The sequence below is a fragment of the Kushneria sp. EE4 genome (assembly GCF_977968315.1).
In genome coordinates, this window is the sequence record NZ_OZ386212.1 from 2,870,933 (window position 1) to 2,896,079 (window position 25,147).

The 25,147-nt window shown below is 64.1% G+C and carries 24 protein-coding genes; 15 read left to right on the forward strand and 9 right to left on the reverse strand.

What is annotated here, in order from left to right:
- Positions 1 to 3 precede the first annotated feature (3 nt).
- From ACXMYO_RS13035 to ACXMYO_RS13055, 5 genes are all read left to right on the forward strand, one after another.
- On the forward strand, positions 4 to 744 hold the full coding sequence (locus ACXMYO_RS13035) for a DUF3413 domain-containing protein (protein ID WP_438765202.1): 741 nt from the start codon (positions 4 to 6) through the stop codon (positions 742 to 744).
- On the forward strand, positions 741 to 1,547 hold the full coding sequence (locus ACXMYO_RS13040; RefSeq protein WP_457809023.1) for a glycosyltransferase family 2 protein: 807 nt from the start codon (positions 741 to 743) through the stop codon (positions 1,545 to 1,547). The genes ACXMYO_RS13035 and ACXMYO_RS13040 overlap by 4 nt, the downstream gene beginning before the upstream one ends.
- A gap of 122 nt (positions 1,548 to 1,669) precedes the next feature.
- Entirely contained in the window at positions 1,670 to 2,719 is a 1,050-nt protein-coding gene (locus tag ACXMYO_RS13045; protein WP_457809024.1) for a glycosyltransferase family 4 protein, read from the forward strand.
- Between the two features lie 66 nt (positions 2,720 to 2,785).
- Positions 2,786 to 3,889, forward strand: coding sequence for a D-alanine--D-alanine ligase (gene ddlA, locus ACXMYO_RS13050; protein ID WP_457809025.1), 1,104 nt, complete (start codon positions 2,786 to 2,788; stop codon positions 3,887 to 3,889).
- Between the two features lie 53 nt (positions 3,890 to 3,942).
- Complete coding sequence (locus ACXMYO_RS13055) at positions 3,943 to 4,572, forward strand: LysE family translocator (RefSeq protein WP_457809026.1); 630 nt, start codon at positions 3,943 to 3,945, stop codon at positions 4,570 to 4,572.
- 25 nt (positions 4,573 to 4,597) lie between these two features.
- Here ACXMYO_RS13055 and waaF read toward each other — a convergent pair whose 3' ends face one another.
- Together waaF and rfaD are read right to left on the reverse strand one after the other, a co-directional pair.
- Entirely contained in the window at positions 4,598 to 5,608 is a 1,011-nt protein-coding gene (waaF, locus tag ACXMYO_RS13060; protein WP_457809494.1) for a lipopolysaccharide heptosyltransferase II, read from the reverse strand.
- A 5-nt stretch (positions 5,609 to 5,613) separates the two neighbouring features.
- Positions 5,614 to 6,573 carry an ADP-glyceromanno-heptose 6-epimerase gene (rfaD, locus tag ACXMYO_RS13065; protein ID WP_457809027.1) on the reverse strand — a complete coding sequence of 320 codons (960 nt, stop codon included), beginning with the start codon at positions 6,571 to 6,573 and terminating at the stop codon, positions 5,614 to 5,616.
- Positions 6,574 to 6,726: 153 nt separating this feature from the next.
- Here rfaD and glyQ point away from each other — a divergent pair, with 153 nt between their 5' ends.
- Genes glyQ through ACXMYO_RS13080 form a run of 3 tightly spaced genes read left to right on the forward strand, consistent with a single transcriptional unit; the run spans position 6,727 to position 10,339 of the window.
- Positions 6,727 to 7,689 carry a glycine--tRNA ligase subunit alpha gene (glyQ, locus tag ACXMYO_RS13070; protein WP_438765209.1) on the forward strand — a complete coding sequence of 321 codons (963 nt, stop codon included), beginning with the start codon at positions 6,727 to 6,729 and terminating at the stop codon, positions 7,687 to 7,689.
- A complete protein-coding gene (glyS, locus tag ACXMYO_RS13075; RefSeq protein ID WP_457809028.1) occupies positions 7,689 to 9,800 on the forward strand; it encodes a glycine--tRNA ligase subunit beta in 2,112 nt (703 codons plus the stop codon). Before glyQ ends, glyS begins: the two co-directional genes overlap by 1 nt.
- Entirely contained in the window at positions 9,797 to 10,339 is a 543-nt protein-coding gene (locus ACXMYO_RS13080) for a GNAT family N-acetyltransferase (protein ID WP_438765211.1), read from the forward strand. Before glyS ends, ACXMYO_RS13080 begins: the two co-directional genes overlap by 4 nt.
- Positions 10,340 to 10,408: 69 nt before the next feature.
- On the opposite strand, the gene ACXMYO_RS13085 is transcribed toward ACXMYO_RS13080, so the two are convergent.
- The 4 genes from ACXMYO_RS13085 to ACXMYO_RS13100 form a co-directional block, all read right to left on the reverse strand.
- Positions 10,409 to 12,355: an aconitate hydratase gene (locus ACXMYO_RS13085; protein WP_457809029.1), complete on the reverse strand. Its 1,947-nt coding sequence runs from the start codon at positions 12,353 to 12,355 to the stop codon at positions 10,409 to 10,411.
- A 58-nt stretch (positions 12,356 to 12,413) separates the two neighbouring features.
- On the reverse strand, positions 12,414 to 13,913 hold the full coding sequence (locus ACXMYO_RS13090) for a sodium:solute symporter family protein (RefSeq protein WP_457809030.1): 1,500 nt from the start codon (positions 13,911 to 13,913) through the stop codon (positions 12,414 to 12,416).
- A 2-nt stretch (positions 13,914 to 13,915) separates the two neighbouring features.
- Positions 13,916 to 14,215, reverse strand: a complete 300-nt coding sequence (locus tag ACXMYO_RS13095; RefSeq protein WP_457809031.1) for a hypothetical protein — start codon at positions 14,213 to 14,215, stop codon at positions 13,916 to 13,918.
- 154 nt (positions 14,216 to 14,369) lie between these two features.
- A complete protein-coding gene (locus tag ACXMYO_RS13100) occupies positions 14,370 to 15,296 on the reverse strand; it encodes a LysR family transcriptional regulator (protein ID WP_457809032.1) in 927 nt (308 codons plus the stop codon).
- Between the two features lie 135 nt (positions 15,297 to 15,431).
- Here ACXMYO_RS13100 and ACXMYO_RS13105 point away from each other — a divergent pair, with 135 nt between their 5' ends.
- From ACXMYO_RS13105 to ACXMYO_RS13115, 3 genes are all read left to right on the forward strand, one after another.
- The gene (locus ACXMYO_RS13105) at positions 15,432 to 16,700 is read left to right on the forward strand and encodes a CaiB/BaiF CoA transferase family protein (protein WP_457809033.1); all 1,269 of its coding nucleotides are present in this window, start codon (positions 15,432 to 15,434) and stop codon (positions 16,698 to 16,700) included.
- Position 16,701: 1 nt separating this feature from the next.
- Positions 16,702 to 17,631, forward strand: a complete 930-nt coding sequence (locus ACXMYO_RS13110; protein WP_457809034.1) for a hydroxymethylglutaryl-CoA lyase — start codon at positions 16,702 to 16,704, stop codon at positions 17,629 to 17,631.
- 75 nt (positions 17,632 to 17,706) lie between these two features.
- Positions 17,707 to 18,903 (forward strand): MFS transporter, encoded by a 1,197-nt coding sequence (locus tag ACXMYO_RS13115; RefSeq protein WP_457809035.1) that lies wholly within the window; start codon positions 17,707 to 17,709, stop codon positions 18,901 to 18,903.
- Between the two features lie 185 nt (positions 18,904 to 19,088).
- Here ACXMYO_RS13115 and ACXMYO_RS13120 read toward each other — a convergent pair whose 3' ends face one another.
- Complete coding sequence (locus ACXMYO_RS13120) at positions 19,089 to 19,556, reverse strand: DUF4168 domain-containing protein (RefSeq protein ID WP_438765219.1); 468 nt, start codon at positions 19,554 to 19,556, stop codon at positions 19,089 to 19,091.
- A gap of 143 nt (positions 19,557 to 19,699) precedes the next feature.
- Between ACXMYO_RS13120 and gmhB the strand changes: the two genes are divergently transcribed.
- From gmhB to ACXMYO_RS13135, 3 genes are all read left to right on the forward strand, one after another.
- Positions 19,700 to 20,272, forward strand: a complete 573-nt coding sequence (gene gmhB, locus ACXMYO_RS13125) for a D-glycero-beta-D-manno-heptose 1,7-bisphosphate 7-phosphatase (RefSeq protein ID WP_457809495.1) — start codon at positions 19,700 to 19,702, stop codon at positions 20,270 to 20,272.
- A 120-nt stretch (positions 20,273 to 20,392) separates the two neighbouring features.
- On the forward strand, positions 20,393 to 21,610 hold the full coding sequence (locus ACXMYO_RS13130) for an FAD-dependent monooxygenase (protein WP_457809036.1): 1,218 nt from the start codon (positions 20,393 to 20,395) through the stop codon (positions 21,608 to 21,610).
- Entirely contained in the window at positions 21,594 to 22,187 is a 594-nt protein-coding gene (locus ACXMYO_RS13135; RefSeq protein ID WP_457809037.1) for a DUF924 family protein, read from the forward strand. The genes ACXMYO_RS13130 and ACXMYO_RS13135 overlap by 17 nt, the downstream gene beginning before the upstream one ends.
- 44 nt (positions 22,188 to 22,231) lie before the next feature.
- Here the strand turns inward: ACXMYO_RS13135 and ACXMYO_RS13140 are convergent, their stop codons facing one another.
- Positions 22,232 to 22,960 carry a polyphenol oxidase family protein gene (locus tag ACXMYO_RS13140; protein WP_457809038.1) on the reverse strand — a complete coding sequence of 243 codons (729 nt, stop codon included), beginning with the start codon at positions 22,958 to 22,960 and terminating at the stop codon, positions 22,232 to 22,234.
- Positions 22,961 to 23,254: 294 nt separating this feature from the next.
- Between ACXMYO_RS13140 and ACXMYO_RS13145 the strand changes: the two genes are divergently transcribed.
- Positions 23,255 to 24,361: an NADH:flavin oxidoreductase/NADH oxidase gene (locus tag ACXMYO_RS13145; protein ID WP_457809039.1), complete on the forward strand. Its 1,107-nt coding sequence runs from the start codon at positions 23,255 to 23,257 to the stop codon at positions 24,359 to 24,361.
- A gap of 28 nt (positions 24,362 to 24,389) precedes the next feature.
- On the opposite strand, the gene ACXMYO_RS13150 is transcribed toward ACXMYO_RS13145, so the two are convergent.
- Positions 24,390 to 25,142: a PEP-CTERM/exosortase system-associated acyltransferase gene (locus tag ACXMYO_RS13150; protein WP_457809040.1), complete on the reverse strand. Its 753-nt coding sequence runs from the start codon at positions 25,140 to 25,142 to the stop codon at positions 24,390 to 24,392.
- Positions 25,143 to 25,147: the final 5 nt, after the last annotated feature.

Sequence of the window (25,147 nt, forward strand, 5' to 3'; positions counted from 1 at the left end):
ATCATGCCTCGTTCAAGTGAAGATTCCCTGCGGTTTCGACTGCGCGCCACTGCCTTTTTTGCCCTGTTCAATCTGATATTTGCCTGGCTTTTGTCGCTGCGCTATCTGCCGATGATCGACATGCCGCCGGAGGCGCTCGGCATCGTCTGGCTGGTCTGCGCCTGGCTGGGGGCGCTTGGTACGCTGGCCGTGGCGATCTGGCTGCTGCCGGCGCTGCTGTCGCTGTTTTTAAAGCGGCGTCTGCTGATCTGGCCGTGCGCCGTGCTCGGTACGCTGGGACTGGGGGCGCTGTGGCTGGATACCCAGCTCTTTGCCGCCGTCGGCGCGCATCTGGTGGATTTGTCAGGCGATGACAAACCGGCGCTGTCTACCGTCCAGTGGGCCATCACCGGTGGCGGGACGGTATTGATCGCGCTGGTCGAGCTGTGGCTGTCCTGGCGCATCATGGCGCGCGCGCGGCGCATCACCTTCCCGGTCTGGAGTCTGGTGCTGTTGATGCCGGTGCTGTTGATGGCAAGCGTGGGCATCGATATCGCCACCGATACCGATCAGACCGCCGTGCTTCACTCGCAGGACGCTGACCGCCAGGCGCTGATGGGCGAGCCGGCAACGCCGGTCCCCGAGGCCCGTGAGGCCGCCACTCAGCGCGACCGCAATAACGGACCGGCCATCGATGACAGCGTTGACCCGACCGAGCGTGACACCACCGGCCTCCCCGACGATGACACCGAGGCGCGCCCATGAGCACAAGCGCTGCACGAGCGCCGATCACCGGTGTGGTGATCACGCTCAACGAAGCGGCGAACATCGAGGCCTGCCTGGTTTCGATGGCACGCGTGTGCGATGAGCTGATCGTGGTGGACTCGGGCTCGGCGGACGATACCTGCGAACGGGCCCGGGTCTTCGGCGCCCGGGTGATCGAGCAGCCTTATCTGGGCGACGGCCCGCAGAAGAACGTGGGGCCAAAGGCCGCCACCCACCGCTGGGTCCTGTCGCTGGACGCCGACGAGCGTCTCACCGACGAGGCGGTCGCTGCCATCAGCGCGCTGGCATTGTCTGACACGGCGCATGACGCTTTCGCCCTGCGCCGGCGCAACTTCATCGGCTCGCGCTGGGTCAAACGCTGCGGCTGGTATCCCGACTACTGCCTGCGACTTTTTGACCGCGAGCGCACGGGCTTTTCCGAGTCGCGCCAGCACGCAAGCGTTCAGGCCAAAACGCCCTGCGAGCTGAACGTCGATATCGAGCACTACTCCTTTGCCAATCTGGCCGAACTGTTCACCAAGGCGGGCGGGCGCTTTTCCACCCGCGCCGCCAAGATCATGTACCTGAAGGGCAAAAAGGTGAACGCCTGCTCTCCGCTGATCCACGGTGCCAACGCTTTTGTGCGCAAGTATCTGTTTCAGCGCGGCTTCATGGCGGGCCTGGACGGCCTGTCGGTATCGCTGTCGGCCGGCGTCAACGCCTATCTGAAATACGCCAAGCTGCTGGAATTTCAGCGCGACCCGCAGGTGCGCGAGCGCGAAGACTTCAATCGGGTCTGGTAGACCTGTCTGTGCGGCGTTGATGATTCCTCCCTGCCCTCGACGTCGCCCCGCCCTCATCACTGGCCCGGCGCCGTGTCATGCGTCACCCTTGGCCCATCGATTTCCTACAGGTGAATGATTCCTTGCATATCTGTCACGTCAACCTGGCGCGAGATTTCCGCGGCGGCGAGCGCCAGACCCAGCTTTTGATCGAGCAGCTGGCCGCCCATGACATCACCCAGACGCTGGTATGCCGCCAGGACTCCCCGCTGCGCCAGGCCCTGTCCGGCGTCAAAGGGCTAACGCTTGTGAGCGCCCATCAGATGTGGGTCGGCCACAAACATGTCCCCGAGGTCGATCTGGTGCACGCCCACGAGGCCCGCGCCGTTCACTGGGCCTGGTGGCACTCGAAGCTGCGTCGCACGCCCTATATCCTGACTCGCCGCGTGCCGCAGCCGATCAAGGACAAGTGGTTCAATCGCCGGACCTATGGCAGCGCGGCCACGGCGGTAGCGATCTCCTCACCCATCGAGGCCCATCTCGAGGCGCGCCACTGGTGCCCGGTGGCACGCATCCCCAGCGCGCTGTCGCACTTCACGCGTAACGCGACCGTGGTCGAGACGCTCAAAAACCGCTTTGAAGGACGCTATGTGATCGGCCATGCCGGTGCCCTGGTGGATCGCCACAAGGGACAGAGCCTGATCATCGAGGCGGCAAGGCGGCTGGCCGACACCCATCCCGACATCGTGTTTTTGATGCTGGGCAGCGGCGAGGACGAAGCGCGTCTCAAACGTGAAAGCGAGGGGCTCGATAACGTGGTCTGGGAAGGCTTTCAGTCCAACGTGGGGGATTATCTCGCCGCGATGGACCTGTTCGTTTTCCCCTCGCGCAACGAAGGGCTGGGCTCGACGCTTTTGGACGTCATGGACGCCGAAGTCCCGATCATTGCCAGCAACGTCGACGGCATTCCCGATATCGTCATCGACAATGACAGCGGCGTGCTGATCCCGCCCAACGACAGTGATGCCCTGCACGACGCGGTACTGGCGCTCAAGAGCGACCCCGACCGCGGCGCCCGCCTGACCCGCGGGGCGTGTCAGCGCCTGGAGGGATTCACTCCCGAGGCCATGGCCGGTCGCTACCGCACCCTTTACGCAGGGCTGCTCAAGACCGACGCCGACCAGGCGCGCTGAGCACGCACAGCGGCGCCTGAACGTGGCATCATGCGCGCACTGAGAACGCGTCCTATCGGAGGGGTCATGGAAAAAATCAGGGTTGGGGTCATCTTTGGCGGCAAATCGGCCGAGCATGAAGTGTCGCTGCAGTCCGCCCGCAATATTGTCGACGCCCTGGATCGCGAGCGTTTTGACGTCACGCTGATCGGTATCGACAAACAGGGGCAGTGGCACGTCAGTGACGCCGATCACTATCTGGTCAATGCCGATGACCCGTCCCGCATCGCGCTGCATCACTCCCAGCGTGATCTGGCCGTCATGCCCGGGCGCGAGCAGGCGCAGCTGATCGAGCCCGATCAGCAAAAGGCGCTGGAGCAGCTTGATGTGGTCTTCCCGATCGTGCACGGCACACTCGGCGAAGACGGCTCGCTGCAGGGTCTGTTGCGCATGGCCAATCTGCCCTTTGTCGGTAGCGGCGTACTGGGCTCGGCGGTGAGCATGGACAAGGACATCACCAAGCGACTGCTGCGCGATGCCGGCCTTACCGTGGCACCCTTTGTCACCTTCAACCGCCAGAGTGCCGCCAGCGCTGACTTTGAGTCGCTGCACGAGCAGCTGGGCACGCCGCTGTTCGTCAAGCCGGCCAACCAGGGCTCCTCGGTGGGGGTCAGCCGGGTCACCAGCGCGGTCGAGCTTGAAAAGGCGCTGGCGCTGGCGCTCTCCTTTGACCACAAGGTGCTGGTGGAATCGGCCATCAAGGGGCGCGAAATCGAGTGCGCGATTCTCGGCAACGATGACCCCGAGGCCAGCCCGTGCGGCGAGGTCGTGTTAAACGACGACGGTTTCTACTCCTACGACACCAAATACATCAGCGAGGCCGGCGCCGCCGTGGCCGTACCCGCCGACATCGATGATACCGCCAGCGACGAGATTCGTCGTATCGCACTGGAGGCCTTCAAAACGCTGGAGTGCGCGGGGCTGGCGCGGGTGGATGTCTTTCTGACGTCGGATAACCGGGTGATCATCAACGAGGTCAATACGCTCCCCGGTTTCACCCGCATCAGCATGTACCCCAAGCTCTGGCAGGCCGGCGGCATGAGCTACCCCGCGCTGGTGACGCGCCTGATCGAGCTGGCGCTCGAGCGCCATGAGCAGGACCGGGCGCTGGACAGCAACCGCCACGACTAGGGCGCAACCCCACGCAGTGCGCCCCCGCAGCGGCGCCATCAAGGACAACGGCCATGGATATCACCTATTGGGGGCTTTTCCTGAGTGCGGCGCTGATGATCAATCTGACGCCGGGCCCGGACATGCTCTATCTCATGGCCAAAAGTGCCAGCGGCGGCCGGCGTGAGGGTCTGGCGGCCGGCGCCGGGCTCTGGTGCGGTGCGATGGGCCATGTACTGGCCGCCGCACTGGGGCTGTCGGCCATCGTGATGGCCTCCGCCTCGGCGTTTACCGCGATCAAGCTGGCAGGCGCACTCTATCTGTTCTATCTCGGCGTGCAGGCGCTCCGCGGTGCCGGCAGCCAGTTTCAACCGGTCGAGACCGGCGCTCGCTCGACCGGCGCCTGGGGCGCCTTTCGTCAGGGCGTGCTGGTGGATCTGTTAAATCCCAAGACGGCGCTTTTTTTCATGGCCTTTCTGCCGCAGTTCGTGCGCCCCGAGGCCGGTCCGGTCGCCACGCAGCTGCTGGTGCTGGGCCTTGTAACGCTGGCCGTGGCCATTCCCATCGAGGTCGCCGTCATTGTGGGCAGCGCGCGATTGTCCAACTGGCTGCGCCGGCGCCAGCGCCTGGCGCAGTGGATGGATCGCCTCATGGGCACGGTCTTCATCGGTCTGGGGCTGCGGCTTTTGACCACCTCGCGCTGACCCGGCCTCTGATACCCGGCCCGGATCAGTCGATGGCCAGCGCCTCGATCACCTGTTCGGGGGCGAGATCGTTGAGACAGCGCGTGTGCCCCAGCGGGCAGGTGCGCTCGAAACACGGCGAGCAGGACAGATTGAGCCAGTGGATATCCCGCGCGCCGGTCAGCGGCGGGGTGTAGTTGGGCGAAGAGGAGCCGTAGATCGCCTGCACATGCGTGCCGACCGCCGCGGCCACATGCATCAGCCCCGAGTCGTTGCTCACCGCCTGCTCGCAGGCGCCCAGCAGATCGACGGCGTCCGTCAGCGTGGTCTCGCCACACAGGTTGATGACCCCTTCAAGCCCCTGGCTGATCTCCTCCCCGGCGTCCCGGTCCTTCGGCCCGCCCAGCACGATCACCTGATGGCCACGCCGGGTGACCGCCTCGGCCACCCGGCGAAAATACGCCAGCGGCCACTGCTTGGCCGGGCCGTACTCGGCGCCGGGCATCATCGCGACCAGGGGCCGGTCCAGGCCGTGCTGCACTCTGAGCGAGCGCTGGCGCGCGTCGTCTACCTGCAGGTGCGGCTCGGGGATGGCATCCGAGGTGCCCTCGAGTGGCAATCCCAGCGCGACGAAGCGCTTGACGGTCTGATCCAGCACCGCCTTGTCGAGTCGCCGGCGCTCGGTGAGCACCACGTAGCGCTGCTCGCCGGTAAAGCCGACCCGTTTGGGGGTGCCGGCAAAAAACGGCACCAGCGCCGATTTGAGCGAGCGCGGCAGCACGATCGAGCGGTCGTATTCTCCTTTCAGCGAGCGCCCCAGGTGCCAGCGCGTGCGCAGGCCGGTCTCGCCGTGACCGGTTTCCAGCACGATGGCGCGACGCACCTGCGGCATGCGCTCAAGCATCGGTGCGGACCACTTCGGCCCCATGACATCGATCACACACTCTGGATCATGGACCTTGAGCGCGATAAAAAGACTCTGCGCCATGACCATGTCGCCGACCCAAGACGGGCCGACGACCAGAATGCGCTCACCGACGGTACTGCGATGGGTCACATCACTCACGACCCCTGCTTCCCCGTCACGCCCAGCGCATGCATGTAGTCCTGAACGCCCCGGGCCAGGCCACGAAACTCACGGTCATAGCCCGCCTCGCGCAGCCGCGAAATGTCGGCACAGGTGTAGCTCTGATAGCGCCCCTTGAGGTGCTCGGGGAAATCGATGAACTCGATCTCGCCGCGCCCGGTCATTTCGATCACCGTCTCGGCAATGGTCTTGAAGGGCTCGGCGCGCCCGGTGCCCAGATTGAAGATGCCAGAGCGCTCCGGATTGTCGAGAAACCACAGGTTTACATCCACCACGTCATCGACATGGATGAAGTCGCGGCTCTGCATGCCGGCGTCATAGCCGTCATACGCGCCAAACAGCTTCGGGTTCTCGCCGTTCATGACCTGGGTATAGTGGTGCCAGGCCACGCTTGCCATCGAGCCCTTGTGCTGCTCGCGCGGGCCGTAGACGTTGAAGTAGCGAAAGCCCACCACCTGGGTGGTCAGCTGGTCCCAGCGGGCGCGCACGTACTGATCAAAGAGCAGCTTGGAGTAGCCGTACACGTTGAGCGGCTTTTCGTGCTCGCGCGCCTCGACAAAGACCTCGCTGCCGCCGTAGGTGGCCGCCGACGAGGCGTAGAGAAACGGAATCTGATGGGTCTGGCAGTACTCCAGTAACACCTTCGAATACTCGAAGTTGTTCTCCAGCATGTACTTGCCGTCCCACTCGGTGGTCGCCGAGCAGGCTCCCTCGTGAAAGATCGCCTCGATGCGCGGCAGCCGGGCATCGCGCTTGATCCGATCGAGAAAATCGTCCTTGTCGAGATAGTCCTGAATCTGGCAGTCGGCCAGGTTGCGAAACTTCGTGCCGTCGGTCATGTCGTCAACGACAACGATATCCTCGCGGCCACGTGCATTGAGGGCCTTGACCAGATTGGCGCCAATAAAGCCGGCGCCGCCGGTAACGACGATCATGAAGCGTACTCCTGCAATGAGTTCGTGAGGCGACGACTTCGGAGCGCTGTCCCGAAGGCCGCTGGCGTCACAGGACAGACAGCCCTATAACCCGCATGGCGCTGATTGTATACTTGTGGGCTATTGAATTCATGGGCCAACGGTGGTTCCCCGATGACGGTTTCATCCACGAGCGCGTCAACGCCAGACGTGAAAACCTTTCAGGGCCTGATTCTGGCTCTGCAGCAGTACTGGGCGCAGCAGGGCTGCGTGATCATGCAGCCGCTGGACATGGAGGTCGGTGCCGGCACCTTCCACCCGGCGACCTTTCTGCGCGCCATCGGCCCGGAGTCCTGGAATTCGGCCTACGTTCAGCCCTCGCGACGCCCGACCGACGGCCGCTACGGCGAAAACCCCAACCGCTTGCAGCACTACTACCAGTTTCAGGTGGTCATGAAGCCGTCACCGGAGAACTTCCAGGATCTCTATCTGGGCTCGCTGGCCCATCTCGGTCTGGATCCGCTGATTCATGACATCCGCTTTGTCGAGGACAACTGGGAATCGCCCACTCTCGGCGCCTGGGGGCTGGGCTGGGAGATCTGGCTCAACGGCATGGAAGTCACCCAGTTCACCTATTTCCAGCAGGCCGGCGGCATCGAGTGCTACCCGGTCATGGGCGAGCTGACCTACGGGCTCGAGCGCATCGCCATGTATCTGCAGGACGTCGACAGCGTCTATGACCTGATCTGGACCCGCGCGCCCGACGGCTCGACGATCACCTACGGCGACGTCTATCTGCAAAACGAGCGCGAGCAGTCGACCTATAACTTCGAACACGCCGACGTGGCGACGCTGTTTGCCGACTTTGATCATCATGAGCGCGACTGCCGGGCGCTGCTGGAGGCCAATCTGCCGCTGCCGGCGTATGAAAAGACGCTCAAGGCCTCGCACACCTTCAACCTGCTCGATGCCCGTCACGCCATCTCGGTGACCGAGCGTCAGCGCTATATCCTGCGCGTGCGCACCCTGGCCCGCGACGTGGCCCACGCCTACTACGCCTCACGCGAGGCAGCCGGCTTCCCACTGGCCTCGCCGGCAGTGCGCGCTGAAATTCTCGGTCAGAAGGAAGCGAACTGATGGCTTTTGACAACACCACGGTCACCGACACTCCGGCAGCCACCCGCACGCTTCTGATCGAGCTGGGCTGTGAAGAGCTGCCGCCCGGCGCGCTGGCCGAGCTGGTCGACGCGCTGGCACTGGGCGTCAAAAACGGTCTGCGTGATGCCGGTGTCCAGTACGGCGAAGTACTGCCGCTGGCCACCCCGCGCCGTCTGGCGGTCAGTATCACCCGGCTGGCCGAATATCAGCCCGACCAGCAAATCGAGCGCCTCGGCCCGGCCGTGGCCGCCGCCTTTGACAAGGAAGGCAACCCCACAAAGGCTGCAAAGGGCTTTGCCGGTTCGCTCGGTCTTGAAGTGGGCGAGCTCTCGCGTCTGGACACCGACAAGGGCGAGCGCCTGGGCCATCGCTACACCCAGCCGGGCGAGGCCACCACGGCCCTTCTACCCGAGATCGTGCGCCGCGCCGTCGATGCTCTGCCGGTACCCAAGCGCATGCGCTGGGGCGCCTCGCGCGTAGAATTCTCTCGCCCGGTGCACTGGCTGGTCATGCTCTTTGGTGACGAGGTGGTGCCCTGTGAACTGCTGGGGCTTGAATCCGGTCGCACCACCCGCGGTCACCGCTTTCACTACAACCAGCCCATCGAGCTGTCTCATGCCGATGAATATGTCGCAAAGCTTGAAACCCCGGGTTACGTCATCGTCGATATGGTCAAACGGCGCAGCCTGATCGTTGAGCAGGTGCGCGAACAGGCCAGGGCCCTTGATGCCACGGCGGTCATCGAAGACACCCTGCTGGACGAGGTAACCGGGCTGGTGGAATGGCCGGTGGCCCTGACCGGGCGCTTTGACGAGCGCTTTCTGGAAGTGCCGGCGGAGTGTCTGATCTCGTCGATGAAGGCCAATCAGAAGTACTTCCACCTGCTCGATGCCCAGGACAACCTGATCCCGGCGTTTATCACCGTCAGCAACATCGAAAGCCGCGACCCGCGTCAGGTGATCGAGGGCAACGAGCGCGTGATTCGTCCCCGCCTGGCCGATGCGGCGTTTTTCTTTGAAACCGATCGCAAACAGCCGCTGGCCGCGCGCATCGAACAGCTTGAAAGCGTGGTCTTTCAAAAGCAGCTGGGCACGCTGGCCGACAAGAGTGGCCGGGTCGAAGTACTGGCCCGCGCCATCGCCGAAAAGCTCGGCGGCAGCAGCGAGCAGGCCGGGCGAGCCGCCGCGCTTGCCAAGTGTGATCTGGTCACCGAGATGGTGCTCGAGTTCCCCGAGCTTCAGGGCATCATGGGCGCCTACTACGCCCGCTTCGACGGTGAAGACGAGGCCGTGGTCAGCGCCGTCTACCAGCAGTACCTGCCGCGCTTTGCCAATGATGACATCCCCTCGAATCCGACCGGCCAGGCGCTCGCCATTGCCGACCGGCTCGACACCCTGACCGGCATCTTCGGCATCGGCCAGCGCCCCACCGGCACGCGCGACCCGTTCGCACTGCGCCGCGCCGCGATCGGGGTGCTCAGCATCATGGTGGGCGCCGAGCTTGATCTTGATCTGCGCGAACTTTTGACCATCGCCGCCGGCCAGCATGGCAGCGTCTCTGATGTGACAGCGCTCGTTGATGAGGTGCAGGACTACATGCTGGACCGCTTCCGCGCCTGGGCGCTGGAAGCCGGCATGAGTGCCGAGACCTATCTGGCCGTGCGCGCCCGCCCCGTTACGCACCCGTTCGATTTCGAGCGGCGTCTGCGCGCAGTGCACGCCTTTACCCATCGCGAGGAAGCCCAGGCACTGGCGGCGGCCAACAAGCGCGTGGCCAATATTCTGGCCAAACAGTCCGGTGAGATCCCGGCCGACGTCGACCCCGCCCATCTGGCCGAGCCGGCCGAGAAGGCACTTCATGAGGCCATCACGGCCAAACGCGAGGCAACTGCCCCGCTGATCAAAGCGCGCGACTACGCCCGCACCCTGGACGCGCTGGCCGAGCTCAGGGCACCGGTCGATGCCTTTTTCGATCAGGTCATGGTCATGAGCGACGACGAGGCGCTCAGACGCAATCGTCTGGCCCTGCTGGCCGGCCTTCAGGGGCTTTTCCTGGCGGTGGCCGACATTGCCCTGCTGGGGCAGTCATGAGCCGCACCATCCGGTTTCGCCTCGCCACATCCACGGATGTGGCGGCGCTGGTGGGTCTGGTGACCTCGGCCTACCGGGGCGAGGCCAGCCGCAGCGGCTGGACCACGGAGGCCGACCTGCTTGAAGGCGAGCGTATCTCCCCTGACGTACTGCGCACCGATATCGAGCGCCCCAAAAGTTACGTCATCGTGGCTGAACGCCCCGGGGACAGCACCCATGAGCTGGTGGCCTGTGCCCACGTGGCCGAGCAGGACGGCGCCGGCTATTTCGGCATGTTTGCCGTGCGGCCCTGGCTGCAGGGCCACGGCATCGGTCAGGCAGTGCTGGCAGAAGCCGAGCGTGTGGTGCTTGAGGAGATGGCGCTGGAACGGCTGCGCATGACGGTCATCGACGTGCGCCTGGAGTTGATCGACTGGTATGAACGCCGCGGCTATCACCGCACCGGCGAATACCAGCCCTTCCCCTACGGCGACGAGCGTTTTGGCATTCCCAAACGCGATAATCTGCGCTTTGCCGTGCTGGAAAAGACCCTGGGTTGATATCGCCTGACCGGCGCGGGTGTTTCACGTGAAACGCCCGCGTCTCTTGTCTTTTGAACCCTTCCGGCGTCAGTCCTGCGCCTTTGAGCGCTTTGCCTTCAAATGGTTGATCACCCCGCCCGCCCTTAAAATATCGCGCTGACGTGCACTCAGCTGATGCTCGAGCCGCACGGTGGTGCCATCGCGCAACCGCGCCTCAACAACGGCCCCACGCTCGATCTGCTCGCCGGGGGCGTCGATGATCACACTGTCACTGTCGACCAGCCGCGGGTAATCACTGTCATCACTCAGCGTGAGCGGCAGCACGCCAAAGCTGACCAGATTCTGCCAGTGAAGGCGCGCAAAGCTTTTGGCGATCACCGCCTCCAGCCCCAGATAGCGCGGCACCAGCGCGGCGTTTTCACGACTCGACCCCTGGCCGTAGTTGTGGCCCGCCACGATGATGTGCCCCGATGGGCTCGCCTTCGTCCGCTCGACATAGCCGTCGTCCACGGCCTCGAAAGTGAAGGCGGCCGAGGCTGGCACATCACTCCACAGCGGCAGCACGCGGCTGCCGGCCGGCATGATGTCGTCGGTGGAAATGTTATCCCCCACGACCAGCGCCACCGGCGCTTCGATCCGGTCGGACAGCGGCGCCAGCTCGGGCAGTGCCGGGGTGTGGGTGGTGGCCAGCATGGCCGGGCGTGAGCCACTGGCGTCGGGCGGCGTGACGAACATCCGCGCATCGACCACCATTGCGTCGGGCTCGTCGATGCGCGGTGCCGGTCGATTCAGCGTGCGCGGGTCGGTGATGACACCGGCCAGCGCCGAGGCCGCGGCGGTTTCGGCGCTGCACAAAAAGACGCTGTCCTCCCGCGTGCCGGAGCGCCCGGGGAAATTGCGCGGCACGGTGCGCAGGCTGTTGCGCCCCGCTGCCGGGGCCTGCCCCATGCCGATACAGCCGTTGCACCCGGCCTGATGCAGCCGCGCGCCGGCCTGGATCAGATCGCCCAGATAGCCGTCACGGGTCAGGGTGGCCAGCACCTGGCGACTCGACGGATTGATGTCCAGCGACACGCCCGGGGCGACCATCTGCCCGCGCACGATCTCGGCGGTAATGGCAAAGTCGCGATAGCCCGGACAGCCCGAGGAGCCGATATAGGCCTGATACAGCGGCTCGCCGGCGGCCTCACTGACCGGCACCACGTTGTCCGGGCTCGAGGGCCGGGCGATCAGCGGCTCAAGACGCGACAGATCGATACGCTCGTGACGGTCATACACACAGCCCTCATCGGCCTTGAGTTCGCGAAAATCCGCCTCCCGCCCCCGCGCCTTCAAAAAGGTGCGCACGGCGTCATCGCTGGGAAAGACGCTTGTGGTGGCGCCCATCTCGGTGCCCATGTTGGCGATGACGTGGCGGTCCATCGCCGAAAGATCGGCAAGCCCCGGGCCGTAATATTCGAGGATGCAGTTTTTCGCCCCGGCCACGCCGTGGCGGCGCAGCAGCTCCAGTACCACATCGCGGACGCTGACCCAGTCGGGCAGCGTGCCCTCGAGATACACGCCCATGACGTCCGGCATGGTGATATAGAGCGGCTCACCGGCCATCGCCTGGGCGATTTCGATGCCGCCGGCACCGAGTGCCAGCATGCCCAGCGCCCCGGCGGCCGTGGTATGGCTGTCACAGCCGGCCAGGGTCTCGCCCGGCCGGCCGAAGTACTCCATGTGGACCGGATGGCTGATGCCGTTGCCCGGACCGCTGTAGATCACGCCCAGGCGCTGGCAGGCGCGCTCCAGAAACAGATGCGCCTCGGCGTTGATGCCATCGGCCTGCACCAGGGCGTGGTCGATGTACTGCACGCTGGGGGCGGTCACCACCCGCTCGACGCCCATCGCCTCCAGCTCCAGCATGACCAGGCTGCCCAGCACGTCCTGCAACAGCGCCTGGTCGATGCGCAGGGCAATCTCCTCGCCCGGCTGTGCGTGCCCCGAGATCAGATGCGCATCGATCAGCTTTCGAGTCAGTGTGCGTGTCATGGCTTTGTCCTCCTTCAGCGCCTGCAGGCGATGCCGTCATGGGCGGTTCGTCGACGACTCAGTATTCAAAGCCGATCACCTTGCGCGCATGCTCGCGCTCGGCCCTGTCGGCTCCGGACAGCAGCGTGCCGACCACGCAGATACCGGTGTTGAGTACCAGCCCCCACAGTCCGCTGTAGATGCCCAGCGGCCGATAGCCCATCAGGGTGAACACGCCGGCCATGACGGCGCCGGCCAGCATGCCGGCAAAGACGGCGCGGGCGTTCAGACGCGTCCAGTACAGCCCCAGAATCAGCGCCGGGCCGACCTGGATGAGCACCTCGAACTTGAGCACGAAGATCTGATAGAGCGTGGCCGGCGGATACCAGGCGATCACGATCAAAATGGCGACCGCCACCAGCCCCACCAGCTTGCCGGCGAGCACCTTCTGATACTCGCTGGCATCAGGCTTGATATAGCGCCCGTACAGGTCGTTGGAGATGATCGAGGAAAAGGTCAAAAGCACCGAGTCGGCGGTCGAGACGATCGCCGCGATTACGCCACCAAAGAGCAGCACCATTGCCCAGTAGAAAAACGTGTTCTGGTTGGCCAGCGCGTTGGCCATCATGCCCACCAGCTGCTCGGACTCGGCCGTGGACAGCCCCGGAAAGGCAGCGATGCCGATGATGCCGACCATGAACACCACGCCGGCGGTCAGAAACGGCATGTAGGCCATGCGGATGAACGAGCGCTTGAGCGTCGCCTCGCTTTTCGCCGAGAAGATGCGCTGCACGGCATGCGGGTAGATCGCCGCGCCGATACCGACCAGCACCAGCAGGCTGAACCAGCGCGTCAGTCCGGCCCCGTCCGGCGGATTGAGCTTTTCGGGCGCGTTGAGCTGCATGTTGGCCGCCGCCGAGGGCAGACCGCCAAAGTAATACAGCGAGCCGATCAACAGCGTGAACACCCCGAACAGCAGCGCGATCCCCTGGATGGTGTCGGTATAGGCCACCGAGCGCATGCCGCCCAGCCAGCTGTAGGCCACCATGATGATGATGAAAAAGATCACACCGACCTGATAGGGAATGGTGCCGCCGGTCAGCCCCGACACGCCCTGCCCGATCGCCACGAACTGCTCGAGCAGATAGTTGGCCAGGCCATAGAGCATCAAAATGGCCGCCAGAATCGACACTTTTTTCGAGCGAAAGCGCAGCTCGATCCAGTCCACCGGCGTCAACAGCGAGAAACGCCGCCCCAGCGCATAAAGACGCGGCGCGAAGAAGAGATACACCATGATGATCATGATGAAAAACGGCACCGACACCAGATACTGATAGCCCATGCGATAGGCGGTGGGCGGGTAGCCGATGACGGTGTTGCCGCTGTACTGGGTGGCAAAGAAGGTGAAAAAGAGCACCATGACGCCCAGACCGCGCCCGCCCAGATAGTACTCATCAAGGCTTTCACGCATGCCGCGATTGCGCAGAAAGGCAAAGAGGCCCACACCCAGCATCAACGCGCCGTAAAGCGCGAGTACGAAGATGCCCGACCAGCCGCTGAACGCCAGTTCGACTTCCATGATCAGCCCTCCTCATCACGGCGGGTGGCGCCGCGGTGGTCATCTCCGCCATCGCCGCTCTCTTTTCCACAGCCATAGCGCTCATCGCTGTCGGTCTGCCACTGGGTCTTGATCGTCCAGGTAATGAAAACCGACAAAAGCAGTGACGCCCCGAGGATGGTCAGCGCCCACAGCGGGATGCCCATCACCAGGGTCGAGCCGGCATCACTGGCGAAGTACCAGGGGTTGATGAGCACAAACAGCACGATAAAGCCTATCCAGACGCGGCGCTTGCGAACGGGCTCGGACATTGCGGGTTTCATGAGACGCTCTCCCGGGCAGAAATACCGCCGCGGGCGCGGCGGACAAAAGACCATGTCGGACTCTAGCGAGCCCTCACGGCAGATGGATATTGGTCATTCAACAAGCGCGACTTCGTCACGGGCGAAGCGCCACGACCTTGGTCGCAGACCCGGCCTATCGCGTCATCGCCTCATCAGCGGGGCCATCGCGCGCGCCGCAGCGCAGCAGGTGATCCACCAACTGCCGGGCGGGTACGGCCAGAGCGTGGTAGTCGCGCATCACCAGATGCAGCTCGCGCAGCGCCCAGCTGTCCGTCAGCGCCACCGTGGCCAGACGCAGGCCGAGGCGCTCGGCATTGACCGCCCGACAGGGCAGCACGCCGATGCCCATGCCGCGATCGATCATGCGACAGATGCCTTCAAAGCTTCGCACCTGAATGCGCATGCGCAGGGGCCGATCAAAGCGGCGCGCGCCGTCCTGCAGCAGCGCCTGCAGCGAGGCGTCCTGCTCAAGGCCGATAAAGTCGTTGTCGAGCGCCTGCTCGAGCGCCACCGCGCCCTCGCCGGCCAGCGCATGATCCTGCGGCACCACCAGCACCAGCCGATCACGCCGCCATAGCCGGGCATCCAGCCCGTCGGCCGGCACGTGCCCGGCGTACAGGCCGATATCGGCCAGCCCGTCGCGCACGGCGGTGACGATTTCATGGCTCAGCCGCTCTTTCATGTCGATGCGAATCTGCGGGAAGCGATCCATGAAATCGCCCAGATCGTCCGGCAGAAACTCGATGACCGATGACGTGTTGGCGTGCAATCGGACATGACCCTTGATGCCGACGCTGTATTCGCTCATGTCGGCATCAAGGCGCGACAGGCTCTCGAGCATCAGCCGGGCGTGGTGCAAAAAGGCGTGCCCGGCCGGGGTCAGCTCAATCCCCCGCGGGCGGCGATAGAGCAGCGAAATGCCGATCTGGTCCTCCAGATCGCTGATGCGCTTGCTGACCGCGGCCAGCGCCAGATGCTCGCGCGCAGCAGCCCGCGTCAGGCTGCGCTCGTCGGCGATCGCTGCAAAAAGACGCAGGGTGACAAAATCAAGACGCTTCATGGGCTCTCCGATCAGACAGGCCGTCAGTCTGACACTGTCTTCGCCGGCTGCGAACGCTGCCTTGGTCAAACCCCAATTGTGACGCCGGCTGCGGCTCGGCCATGCTCACGATCATCATTACGCCCGGGAGCCCCCATGACAGCTCATGACACCACTTCTGCCACGGACGCACCGACACCGGCGCTGGCCGGTCTGAAGGTACTGGAGCTGGGCCAGCTGATCGCCGGTCCCTTTGCCACCAAGCTGCTTGGCGAGTTCGGCGCCGATGTCATCAAGATCGAGCCACCCCATACCGGCGACCCGCTACGCCGCTGGCGCATCGTCGAGGACGGCACCTCGCTGTGGTGGCACGTGCAGACCCGCAACAAGCGCTCGCTGTCGCTGGATCTGCGAAGCGAGGAGGGTCAGGCCATCGTGCGTCGGCTGGCCGAGGAAGCCGATATCGTGGTGGAAAACTTTCGCCCCGGCACGCTGGAGAAGTGGGGGCTGGGCTGGGAAGCACTGAGTGCGGCCAACCCGGGCCTGATCATGGTGCGCATCTCCGGCTACGGCCAGACCGGCCCCTATCGCGACCGCCCGGGCTTTGGCGTGATCGGGGAAGCGATGGGCGGGCTGCGCTATCTGACCGGCCATCCCGGCGAGCGCTCGGTGCGCGTTGGCGTGAGTCTGGGCGATTCGCTCTCGGCGCTTTATGGCGTGATCGGCGCGCTGCTGGCGCTGCAGGAGCGTCACCGAAGCGGTCAGGGTCAGTACATCGACGTGGCCCTTTATGAATCGGTGTTTGCCATGATGGAGAGTCTGATTCCCGAATACGACGGGGCCGATGTGATCCGCGAGCCCAGCGGCAGCGCCCTGACCGGCATCACGCCGTCCAATGCCTATCCGTGCCGCGACGGCGAGCATGTGCTGATCGCCGGCAACGGCGACAGCATCTATCAGCGTCTGATGCAGGCCATCGAGCGGCCCGATCTGGCCGAGGACCCGGCGCTGGCCCACAACGACGGCCGCGCCCGTCAGGCCGAGCGCATCGATGAGGCGATCGGCGCCTGGACCGCCAAGCACACCCGCGAGCACGTGCTCAACGTGCTGGAGGCCGCCCACGTGCCCTCGGGCTATCCCTATACCGCGCGCGATATCGTCAGCGACCCGCACTATCAGGCCCGCGAGATGATCCAGACCATCATTACTGCCGAAGGGCGCCAGCTGAAGGTGCCCGGCGTGATGCCCAAACTCAGCCGCACGCCGGGTCACATCGAGGGCGGCGGCCCGCGACTGGGCCAGCATACGCAAGGCGTGCTCGACGAACTGGGCATCGATGCCGAGACCCAGCGCTCGCTTTTCGAGCGTGGCGTGCTCTATGACATCGACCGACCGGCCCCGCCGCACCGGGAAGGAGGCGAGTAAAATGAGCCAGCGCGTTTACATTCAGGAGGTCGCGCCGCGCGACGGCCTGCAGATCGAAGAGCGCTTCGTGCCCACGGCCGACAAGATCGCCCTGATCGATGCCCTCTCGGGTACCGGCGTGACGAAAATCGAGGCCACCTCGTTTACCTCCCCCAAAGCGATTCCCAATCTGGCGGATGCCGGGGAGGTGATGGCCGGCATTGCCCGCCATGACAACGTGGACTACGTGGCGCTGGTGCCCAACGAACGCGGCGTCGAGCGGGCGCTGGCGGCCGGTGCCGATGAGCTCAATCTGGTGATGTCGGCAAGCGACAGCCACGGCCTGGCCAATCTGCGCATGACGCCTTGGCAGTCGCTGGCGCGCTTTCCCGCGATGATTGAGCAGGCCCGCGGGCGGGACGTGTTCATCAACGCCTCGATCTCGACGGCCTTTGGCTGCCCGTTTGACGGCGAGGTGCCCACCGAGCGCGTCATCGACATCATCGAACGGCTGACAGTGCTAGGCATCAGTGGCGTCTCGCTTTGCGACACCACCGGCATGGCCAACCCCGCGCAGGTCAAAACGCTTTGTGAGAACGTGCTCACCCGCTGGCCCGAGCTCTCTATCACGCTGCACGTGCACAACACCCGCGGTATGGGCCTTGCCAACGTGCTCGCGGCCTGGCAGGCCGGGGTAACGCGCTTTGATGCCGCACTCGGCGGGCTGGGCGGCTGTCCGTTCGCGCCCGGCGCCAGCGGCAATGTCTGCACCGAGGATATGGTCCACATGTTTGAAGAGATGGGCATCGATACCGGCGTGGATCTCGACGCGCTGCTGGCAGTGTCTGCCACCCTGCCGGCGCTGGTCGGCCATGACGTGCCGGGGCAGGTGGTCAAGGCCGGGCGCTCGAGCCGGCGCTATCCGCTGCCCGAGCACGTGCGCCAGTCCTGATGGTTTTGCGCCCGGCCGTAAAGCGGCTCACACTGCGCCTCTCCTGTTAAGCTTCAAGCCAGAGAGGCGCTCACCGTGACATCCCGGGATACGACAACAAAGGCCCTGCCGACGCCCCTGCTGCTTTTGATGGCCGTCGCCACCGGCATTTCGGTGGCGAGCAATTACTACGCCCAGCCGCTTTTACATACCATCGCCGACCAGCTGGCGCTGACCACCTCGGGCGCCGGCATTATCGTCACCACCGCGCAGCTCGGCTACGCCGCCGGATTGCTGCTGCTGGTCCCGCTGGGCGACATGATCGAGCGTCGCCGGCTGGTGGTCATCATGATGCTGCTGGCCACCGCAGGACTTGTGGTCAGTGCGCTGTCCACCAATCTGGCCGTTTTGCTGCTGGGCACCGCCATTACCGGCGTGTTCTCGGTGGTCGCTCAGGTGCTGGTGCCGTTTGCGGCCACGCTTGCCGCGCCCGAGCAGCGCGGTCGCGCCGTGGGCACCGTCATGAGCGGGCTTTTGATCGGCATCCTGCTGGCGCGCACCTTTGCCGGCACCCTGTCCACGCTGGGCAACTGGCGGCTGGTCTACATGGTGGCCGCGGTGTTGATGCTGATCACCACGGCACTGCTGTGGCGCGCCCTGCCCCGGCTCACCACCCACGCCGGGCTTGGCTATACGGCGCTGATTCGCTCGGTGGGCACCCTTCTGGCAACGCACCCGGCGCTGCGCCTGCGTGCGGCGCTGGGCGCACTGACCTTCGCGCTGTTTGCCGCCTTCTGGACCCCGGTGGCCTTTTTGCTATCCAATCATCCCTGGCAGTTCAGCGATGCCACCATCGGCCTTTTGGGGCTTCTGGGCGCGGCGGGGGCGCTGGTCGCGCCCTGGACCGGGCGCCAGGTGGATCGCGGCCGGGCGCGAGTGACCACCACGGCCGGGCTTGTCCTGCTGCTGCTGGGCTGGCTGCCGCTGCTGGGCGCCGAGCACTCGCTGACAGCGATTCTGATTGGCGTGCTGGTGCTCGATATTGCCGTGCAGCTGGTGCACATCACCAACCTCAACATGGTCTATCGCATCGACCCCGATGCCCGGAACCGGCTCAATGCCGCCTACATGGTGAGCTATTTTCTGGGCGGGGCGGCCGGCTCGCTGGTCTCGGCCTGGCTGTATGGCCATCTGGGCTGGACGGGCGTGACGGCGTTTGGCATTGCCACCAGCCTTGTGGGGCTGGCGCTGTGGTGGCGCGGTCGTCATCACGAGTCCGCCCTGTCGGCGTGATTGCAGCCTCCTTCAAGGCAGACCTTCAGAACCTGCCTTTGAGACCGACCTTCGAGACCGACGCTCGACACAGGCCCTCGATACGCCACTGCATGAAAACGCCATGAAAAAAGCCGGCCCGCCAAATGGCGGGCCGGCTTTTGATCGTCTTCACCCCTGCGGCCTGTGCCGCACGGGCGCCGACATTACTGCGACGGCTGCTGCTGCGCCTGAGACTGCATGGACTGAAGCTGCTGGTAGAGCTCCGGGTCCATGTCGATCAGACGCTGTTCCAGTGCCTTGTCGCGCGAGGCGTCGGTACCGATCTGCTGATACTGCTGAACAGACAGGTCGTGCTCCTGCAGGGACTCTTCTGTCTTGCTCTGGAAGTCCTGCATCAGCGACTGGGCCTGCTGCTGGTCTTCCACGTTCTGGCTGGACAGATTCTGGATGACCGGAATCATGTCGCGATTGACGTCCAGAAACGAGCGCAGCTCGTCATCGTTGTACTGCTGGGACAATGTGCCAGACTCAACGGGCTGAGGCTGCTGCATCTGTGCAGGGGCCTGCTGCTGGCCCTGCGGGGCGCCCTGGCTGCCGGCCATGGCCATGGGGGCGGCCAGCATACCGGCCGTGATCAGGGCCGCGCCGAGCATCGAAACGGGCTTTTTCATGGTGAACTCCGAAAAAAGAATTTGATTCAATGTAATGTAGTCAACGCATGGCGTCCAGAAACCAGGGGCCGGCCGGCATCCGCAATACCGGCGACACCCTGAAACGCGACCCGATTTCGGGAACCACCGAAGAGAGTGTTCACATGAATGCAGGACTGATCATCCTCGACCGGGATGGCGTGATCAACGAGGATTCCATCGAATTCATCAAAAGCCCGGAGCAGTGGCTGGCCTTTCCCCAGGCGCTGGAAGCCATCGCCCGCCTGCATCAGGCCGGCTGGCTCATTGCCGTGGCGACCAATCAGTCCGGCATCGCCCGCGGCTACTTCGATGAGGCAACGCTTGAGGCCATGCACGATCGAATGCGTCGCGAAGTCGAGGCGGCCGGCGGGCGGATCGACCATGTGGTGTATTCACCCCACGGCCCGGAAGATGAGAGCGAGACCCGCAAGCCCAAACCGGGGCTTTTGTACCAGATTCGTGATCTGTGCCAGCTCGAGCATCTCGATGAGGCCTGGATGGTGGGCGACAGCCTGCGCGATCTGCAGGCCGGTCAGAGCGCGGGCTGTAAAACAGCGCTGGTGCTGACCGGCAAGGGCGAGATTACCCGGGGCGATCTGGATCAGCTCGAGCGCCCCGATGAGGTCGTCATTACCGACTCCCTGCTTGATTTTGCCAATCGACTGCTCTCCGACGACCCGACCATGACGGTCTGAGAGCTTCCAGGGCCGCGACACCGGCAAGCGCGACATTATGTCGGCCACGCCGGCAGGACAGGCGTCGTTTATACTGGAAAATTCCCCTCACACGGCATTGTTTACACGGGTGGCGCAACCATGACAGACACCAGCACGATCAAATCCGACATCGTCATTGTCGGCGGCGGCATTGCGGGACTGGCCATGGCCGCCCGACTGGCAGACCGCACTGCTTTTACCATCACGGTGCTCGACAGCGACCGCGCGCCCGAAGCGCCCGATGAGGCGCTGCAGCTTCGTACCACCTCGCTCAACAGTGCCGCGCTGGCGCTTCTGGAAGAGGCCGGCGTCATGGCGCATCTGCCGGCACGCTTTCTGACCGATTTCGACCGGCTTGAAGCCGGCAGCCGCGACGCCCCGGACGCGCTGAGCTTCAGCGCCGAGGACATCGATCTGACGCGCTTTGGCGTTTTCGTTGAAAACGAGCGCCTGCGCCATGCGCTCTGGCAGACGCTCGAGGCGAAGCCGCAGGTCACGCTGATCAGCGAATCGCGCCTGTCGTCGCTTCAGCGCCATGACGACCACGTTGACGGCCTGCTCGACGACGGCCGTGCGCTGGACGCTCGTCTTGTCATCGGCGCCGACGGCGCCCGCTCCCAGGTGCGGCACCTGGCCGGCATCAGTAGCCAGCAGCGCGACTACGCTCAGGAGGCCATGATCATCAACGTGCGCCTGACCGAGTCGCCGGGTCATACCACCTGGCAGATCTTTACCCCGAGCGGGCCGGTGGCGCTGCTGCCGCTGCATGATCGACAGGCCTCGCTGATCTGGTACGACACGCCGGGGCAGATCCAGAAACGCATGGGCATGGACGATGACGCTCTACGCCGTGCCATTGTCGAGGCCTTCCCGGCGCGTCTTGGCGGGATTGAAACCATCATCGAACGTGGGCGCTTCCCGATCCGCCGGCTCCACGCCCAGCGCTATGCGGGCAAGCGCGTGGCGCTGATCGGCGATGCCGCCCATGTCATTCATCCCATGGCCGGTCAGGGCATCAACCTGGGGCTGGCCGATGTGGTCGCACTGGCGCAGGCGCTTGAGCAGGAAAGTGATCCGGGGGCCAGCAGTGCGCTGAGCTGCTATCAGCGCCGCCAGTGGCCACGCAACGCTGCCATGCTGACCGGCGTCGAACAGCTTCACCATCTCTTTACCCTGCCCTTCGCACCGCTGCGCTCGCTGGCAGAAAGGGGCCTGAAAAGCGCCGATCGCATGGCGCCGGTCAAGCGATTCATGATGTCGCTGGCCACCGGCCAGCCGCTGACGACCGGCAAGGACCAGCGTGACACGCGAAAGTGACGTCGATGACGTCCTGACGTTCTGGTTCGAGACGCTCTCGCCCGGACAGTGGTTTCGCCGCGATGACGCGCTGGATGCCACCATCACCACACGCTTTGGCGCGCTGCTGGCGGCAGCGCGTCAGGGCGAGCTGGCCCACTGGCGCGACAGCAGCAGTGGAAGCGGCAACGACGACGGCAACCACCATCAGAGTGACCGTGGCCGTCTGGCCGAAATCATCGTCATCGATCAGTTTTCGCGCAACGTCTACCGCAATGAGGCGCGCGCCTTCTCCCATGACCCACAGGCGCTGGTACTGGCGCAGGAAGCCGTGCGCCTGGGCTGTGATGAGCGGCTGGTACTGAAAGAGCGCCCCTTTCTCTACATGCCCTGGATGCACAGCGAATCCCTCATCGTTCACCGGGACGCCGTACGCCTTTTCGGCCAGCCCGGACTCGAGCGCCATCTTGACGTCGAGCATCGCCACCTGGCCATTCTCGAGCGCTTTGGCCGCTACCCGCATCGCAATGACGCCCTGGGCCGTCACAGCACCCCCGAGGAGCTGGCCTTTCTGACCACGCCCGGCTCGTCGTTCTAGTGTGTTGTGACAAGTCCTGCGCGTTTCACGTGAAACACTCCCGCTCAGGGCAGGATCACCAGACCCGAATGCTGATTGGGCAGCTTCGGACGTTGATCGCCCTCGGGGTGTGTCAGCGTATGACGGCGATGGCTCTGGAATCGGTAGGCGTCCGGGTCCGGGCCGTCGACCGGCCCCGTTGAACCATCGACCAGCGTGGTGATGGTGCACTGATCAAGATGCGCGATCTCGCCCACGCCGGCGGCCTCAAGCTTGTGACAGGCAATGACCCCCAGCGCCAGATGGCGGGGCCGGGGCGATATGAGCGCCTCCGGCAGATCGAGTGCTGTCCTGAACCGCTCGACCAGCGCCTCGCTGACCTCATACGCCCTGCCGGCGGCGGCCGGGCCGACGACCGCGACCCATTCGGACAGATCACCCCACACAAGTGCCGCAATCCGCCCGAGCATGGCCTCGACGATGCCATCCAGCAGGCCACGCCAGCCGGCATGCAGCGCGCCGATATATCGCCCGCTTCGATGGGCCAGCAGAATCGGCAGACAGTCGGCCGTCACGATCGAGACGGGAACCCCCGGCCGGTCGGTCACGAATCCGTCGGCCTCCCCGCAGGCCTGCCCCGGCGTCCTGACCGTCACAATGCGCGTGCCGTGCACCTGCTGCTTTCGCGGGCGTGCCGATTCGAAATCGGCCAGCACCTCGGGGGTAAGCATATGGCGATGACCGAAGCCGTGCGCAATCGAGGGCACACCGGACAGTAAAGGGGACGAAAGCATGCGTGACGCTCCAGTGAGGCGAAGGCTCTATTGTAGCTTTCAGATAATCTGCTCTGGCGTCATCGGACACGATGGGCAAAAAAAAGCCTGCCAGGGGATGGCAGGCGACAAGAATATTTCTTGCAAGGGATCATTCAAGGGAACACTGACTTTGAGTCGCCCTGCGAGGAAGAGTTCCGAAACCGAGTAAAAAATTTTCGATGAGCGTCATCCATTTTAATAGCGTGCTAACAAAACCCGTCTGTGCCAGACTTTTGCCCATCAGCTCGACCCCATCGTTCACGGAGTACTGCCATGCCCTCCCCTCGCCTTTTCGAACCCCTGACGCTGGGCAGCCTTGCGCTGCCCAACCGCATCGTGATCGCACCGATGTGTCAGTACTCGGCCCGCGATGGCAATGCCACCGACTGGCATACCATCCACCTCGGCCATCTGGCGCTTTCGGGTGCCGGCCTGCTGATTCTGGAGGCCACGGCGGTGTCGCCGGAAGGCCGTATCAGCCCTGACGACCTGGGGCTCTGGAACGACGACAACGAACAGGCCCTGAAGCAGACCCTGGACGCCGTACGCCGGAACTCGGACATGGCGCTGGGCATTCAGCTCGGCCATGCCGGGCGCAAGGCTTCGACCCATGTGCCCTGGGAAGGCGGCGCGCAGATCGCGCCCGACGCACCGCGCGGCTGGCAGACCGTCGCCCCCTCGAGCATTGCCCACGGCGATGAGGAAAACGCCCCGCAGGCGCTGTCCATCGACGAGATTCAAAAAATACGCGAGCAGTTCAGGGCGGCTGCCGAGCGCTCGGCGCACCTGGGCATCGAGGCGATCGAGATTCACGCAGCCCACGGCTATCTGCTGCACCAGTTTCTGTCACCGCTATCCAACCAGCGCAGCGATCAGTACGGCGGCAGTCTGGAAAATCGCATGCGTCTGACGCTTGAAGTCTTTGATGCCGTCAGGGAAGTCTTTCCGCAGGAACGACCGGTCGGCGTGCGCATCTCCGCCACAGACTGGGCGGACGGTGGCTGGCACGTCGAGGAGAGTCAGACACTGGCTCGCGAGCTCGACGCACGGGGCTGCAGCTTCATCCACGTTTCCAGCGGCGGGCTGACGCCGGCCCAGCAGATTCCGGTCGGCCCGAGCTATCAGGTACCGCTGGCGCGCGCCATTGGTAAGGTTGTTGATATGCCGACCATTGCCGTGGGCATGATTACCGAGCCGGAACAGGCCGAGGCCATTGTGGCGACCGGTGACGCCGATGCGATCGCCCTGGCCAGAACCATGCTCTACAACCCGCGTTGGCCCTGGCATGCCGCTGCCGCCCTGGGCGCGCAGGTGACAGCGCCAAACCAGTATCTGCGCTCACAGCCGCATCAGTACAGGGATCTGTTCCTGAATCAGTAGGACAATGATGGGTAGCCGGATGGCGTGTTCAAATGTCCTGCCATCCGGCCATCACTGCAGTGCTTTCATCGTGATCAGCAGGGTTTGTGCTGAAACTCTCGGCAATATATTCGTACAGCTCGCGCATATCCGGGCGCAGCTGTCCGACCGCCTCTTGCCAGTCACTATGGTAGATGGCTCTTTTACCGTTAAAGTCCAGATAGTGACTGACTTTTGAAAACCGAAACCCCGAGTAGGACAAAAGCCTCGCCAGAGAAGGCTCCATCATGGCGAAACCATATCGACGCCCGGATATTTTGCCCAGTGCAAGTACTGACAGGAAAAGACCGGCTTTCAAAAGCGCTGCTGTTCTGATCGCCTGAGTGGCGTTCCGGGTCAGGGCCGTGGCACTGTTTACCTTTCTGACATGGCTCAGGATGGCCACTCGGGATATTTCGCAGATACTTTCTCTTTCAAAGAGATCCGGATGTTTATCGCTGTCTTCAAGCAAAGAGGCGAACTTGATCTCAAGTGGCATTCTGTGAAAGAAGGAATGCCTGTCGCTTGATGGCAGTACAAGCCTTGCGCATCCAACGGCCTGTTGGTCTTCCTTCCTTTCGATCAAGCAGTGCAGTGATCTTTCGTCGAAGGGGTCTCTTTCAACGCCTTCTTTTGTATTAATGGGCTCAAAGCCAAGCTCTTCACAATAGACACTGTGTCTTAACGCATAAACTCTTTTTTTTTGCTCTTCACTTGCCGCAAAGATAACGTTGTAATCTCTGGCAAAAAGTTCCCTGCTCATGTATT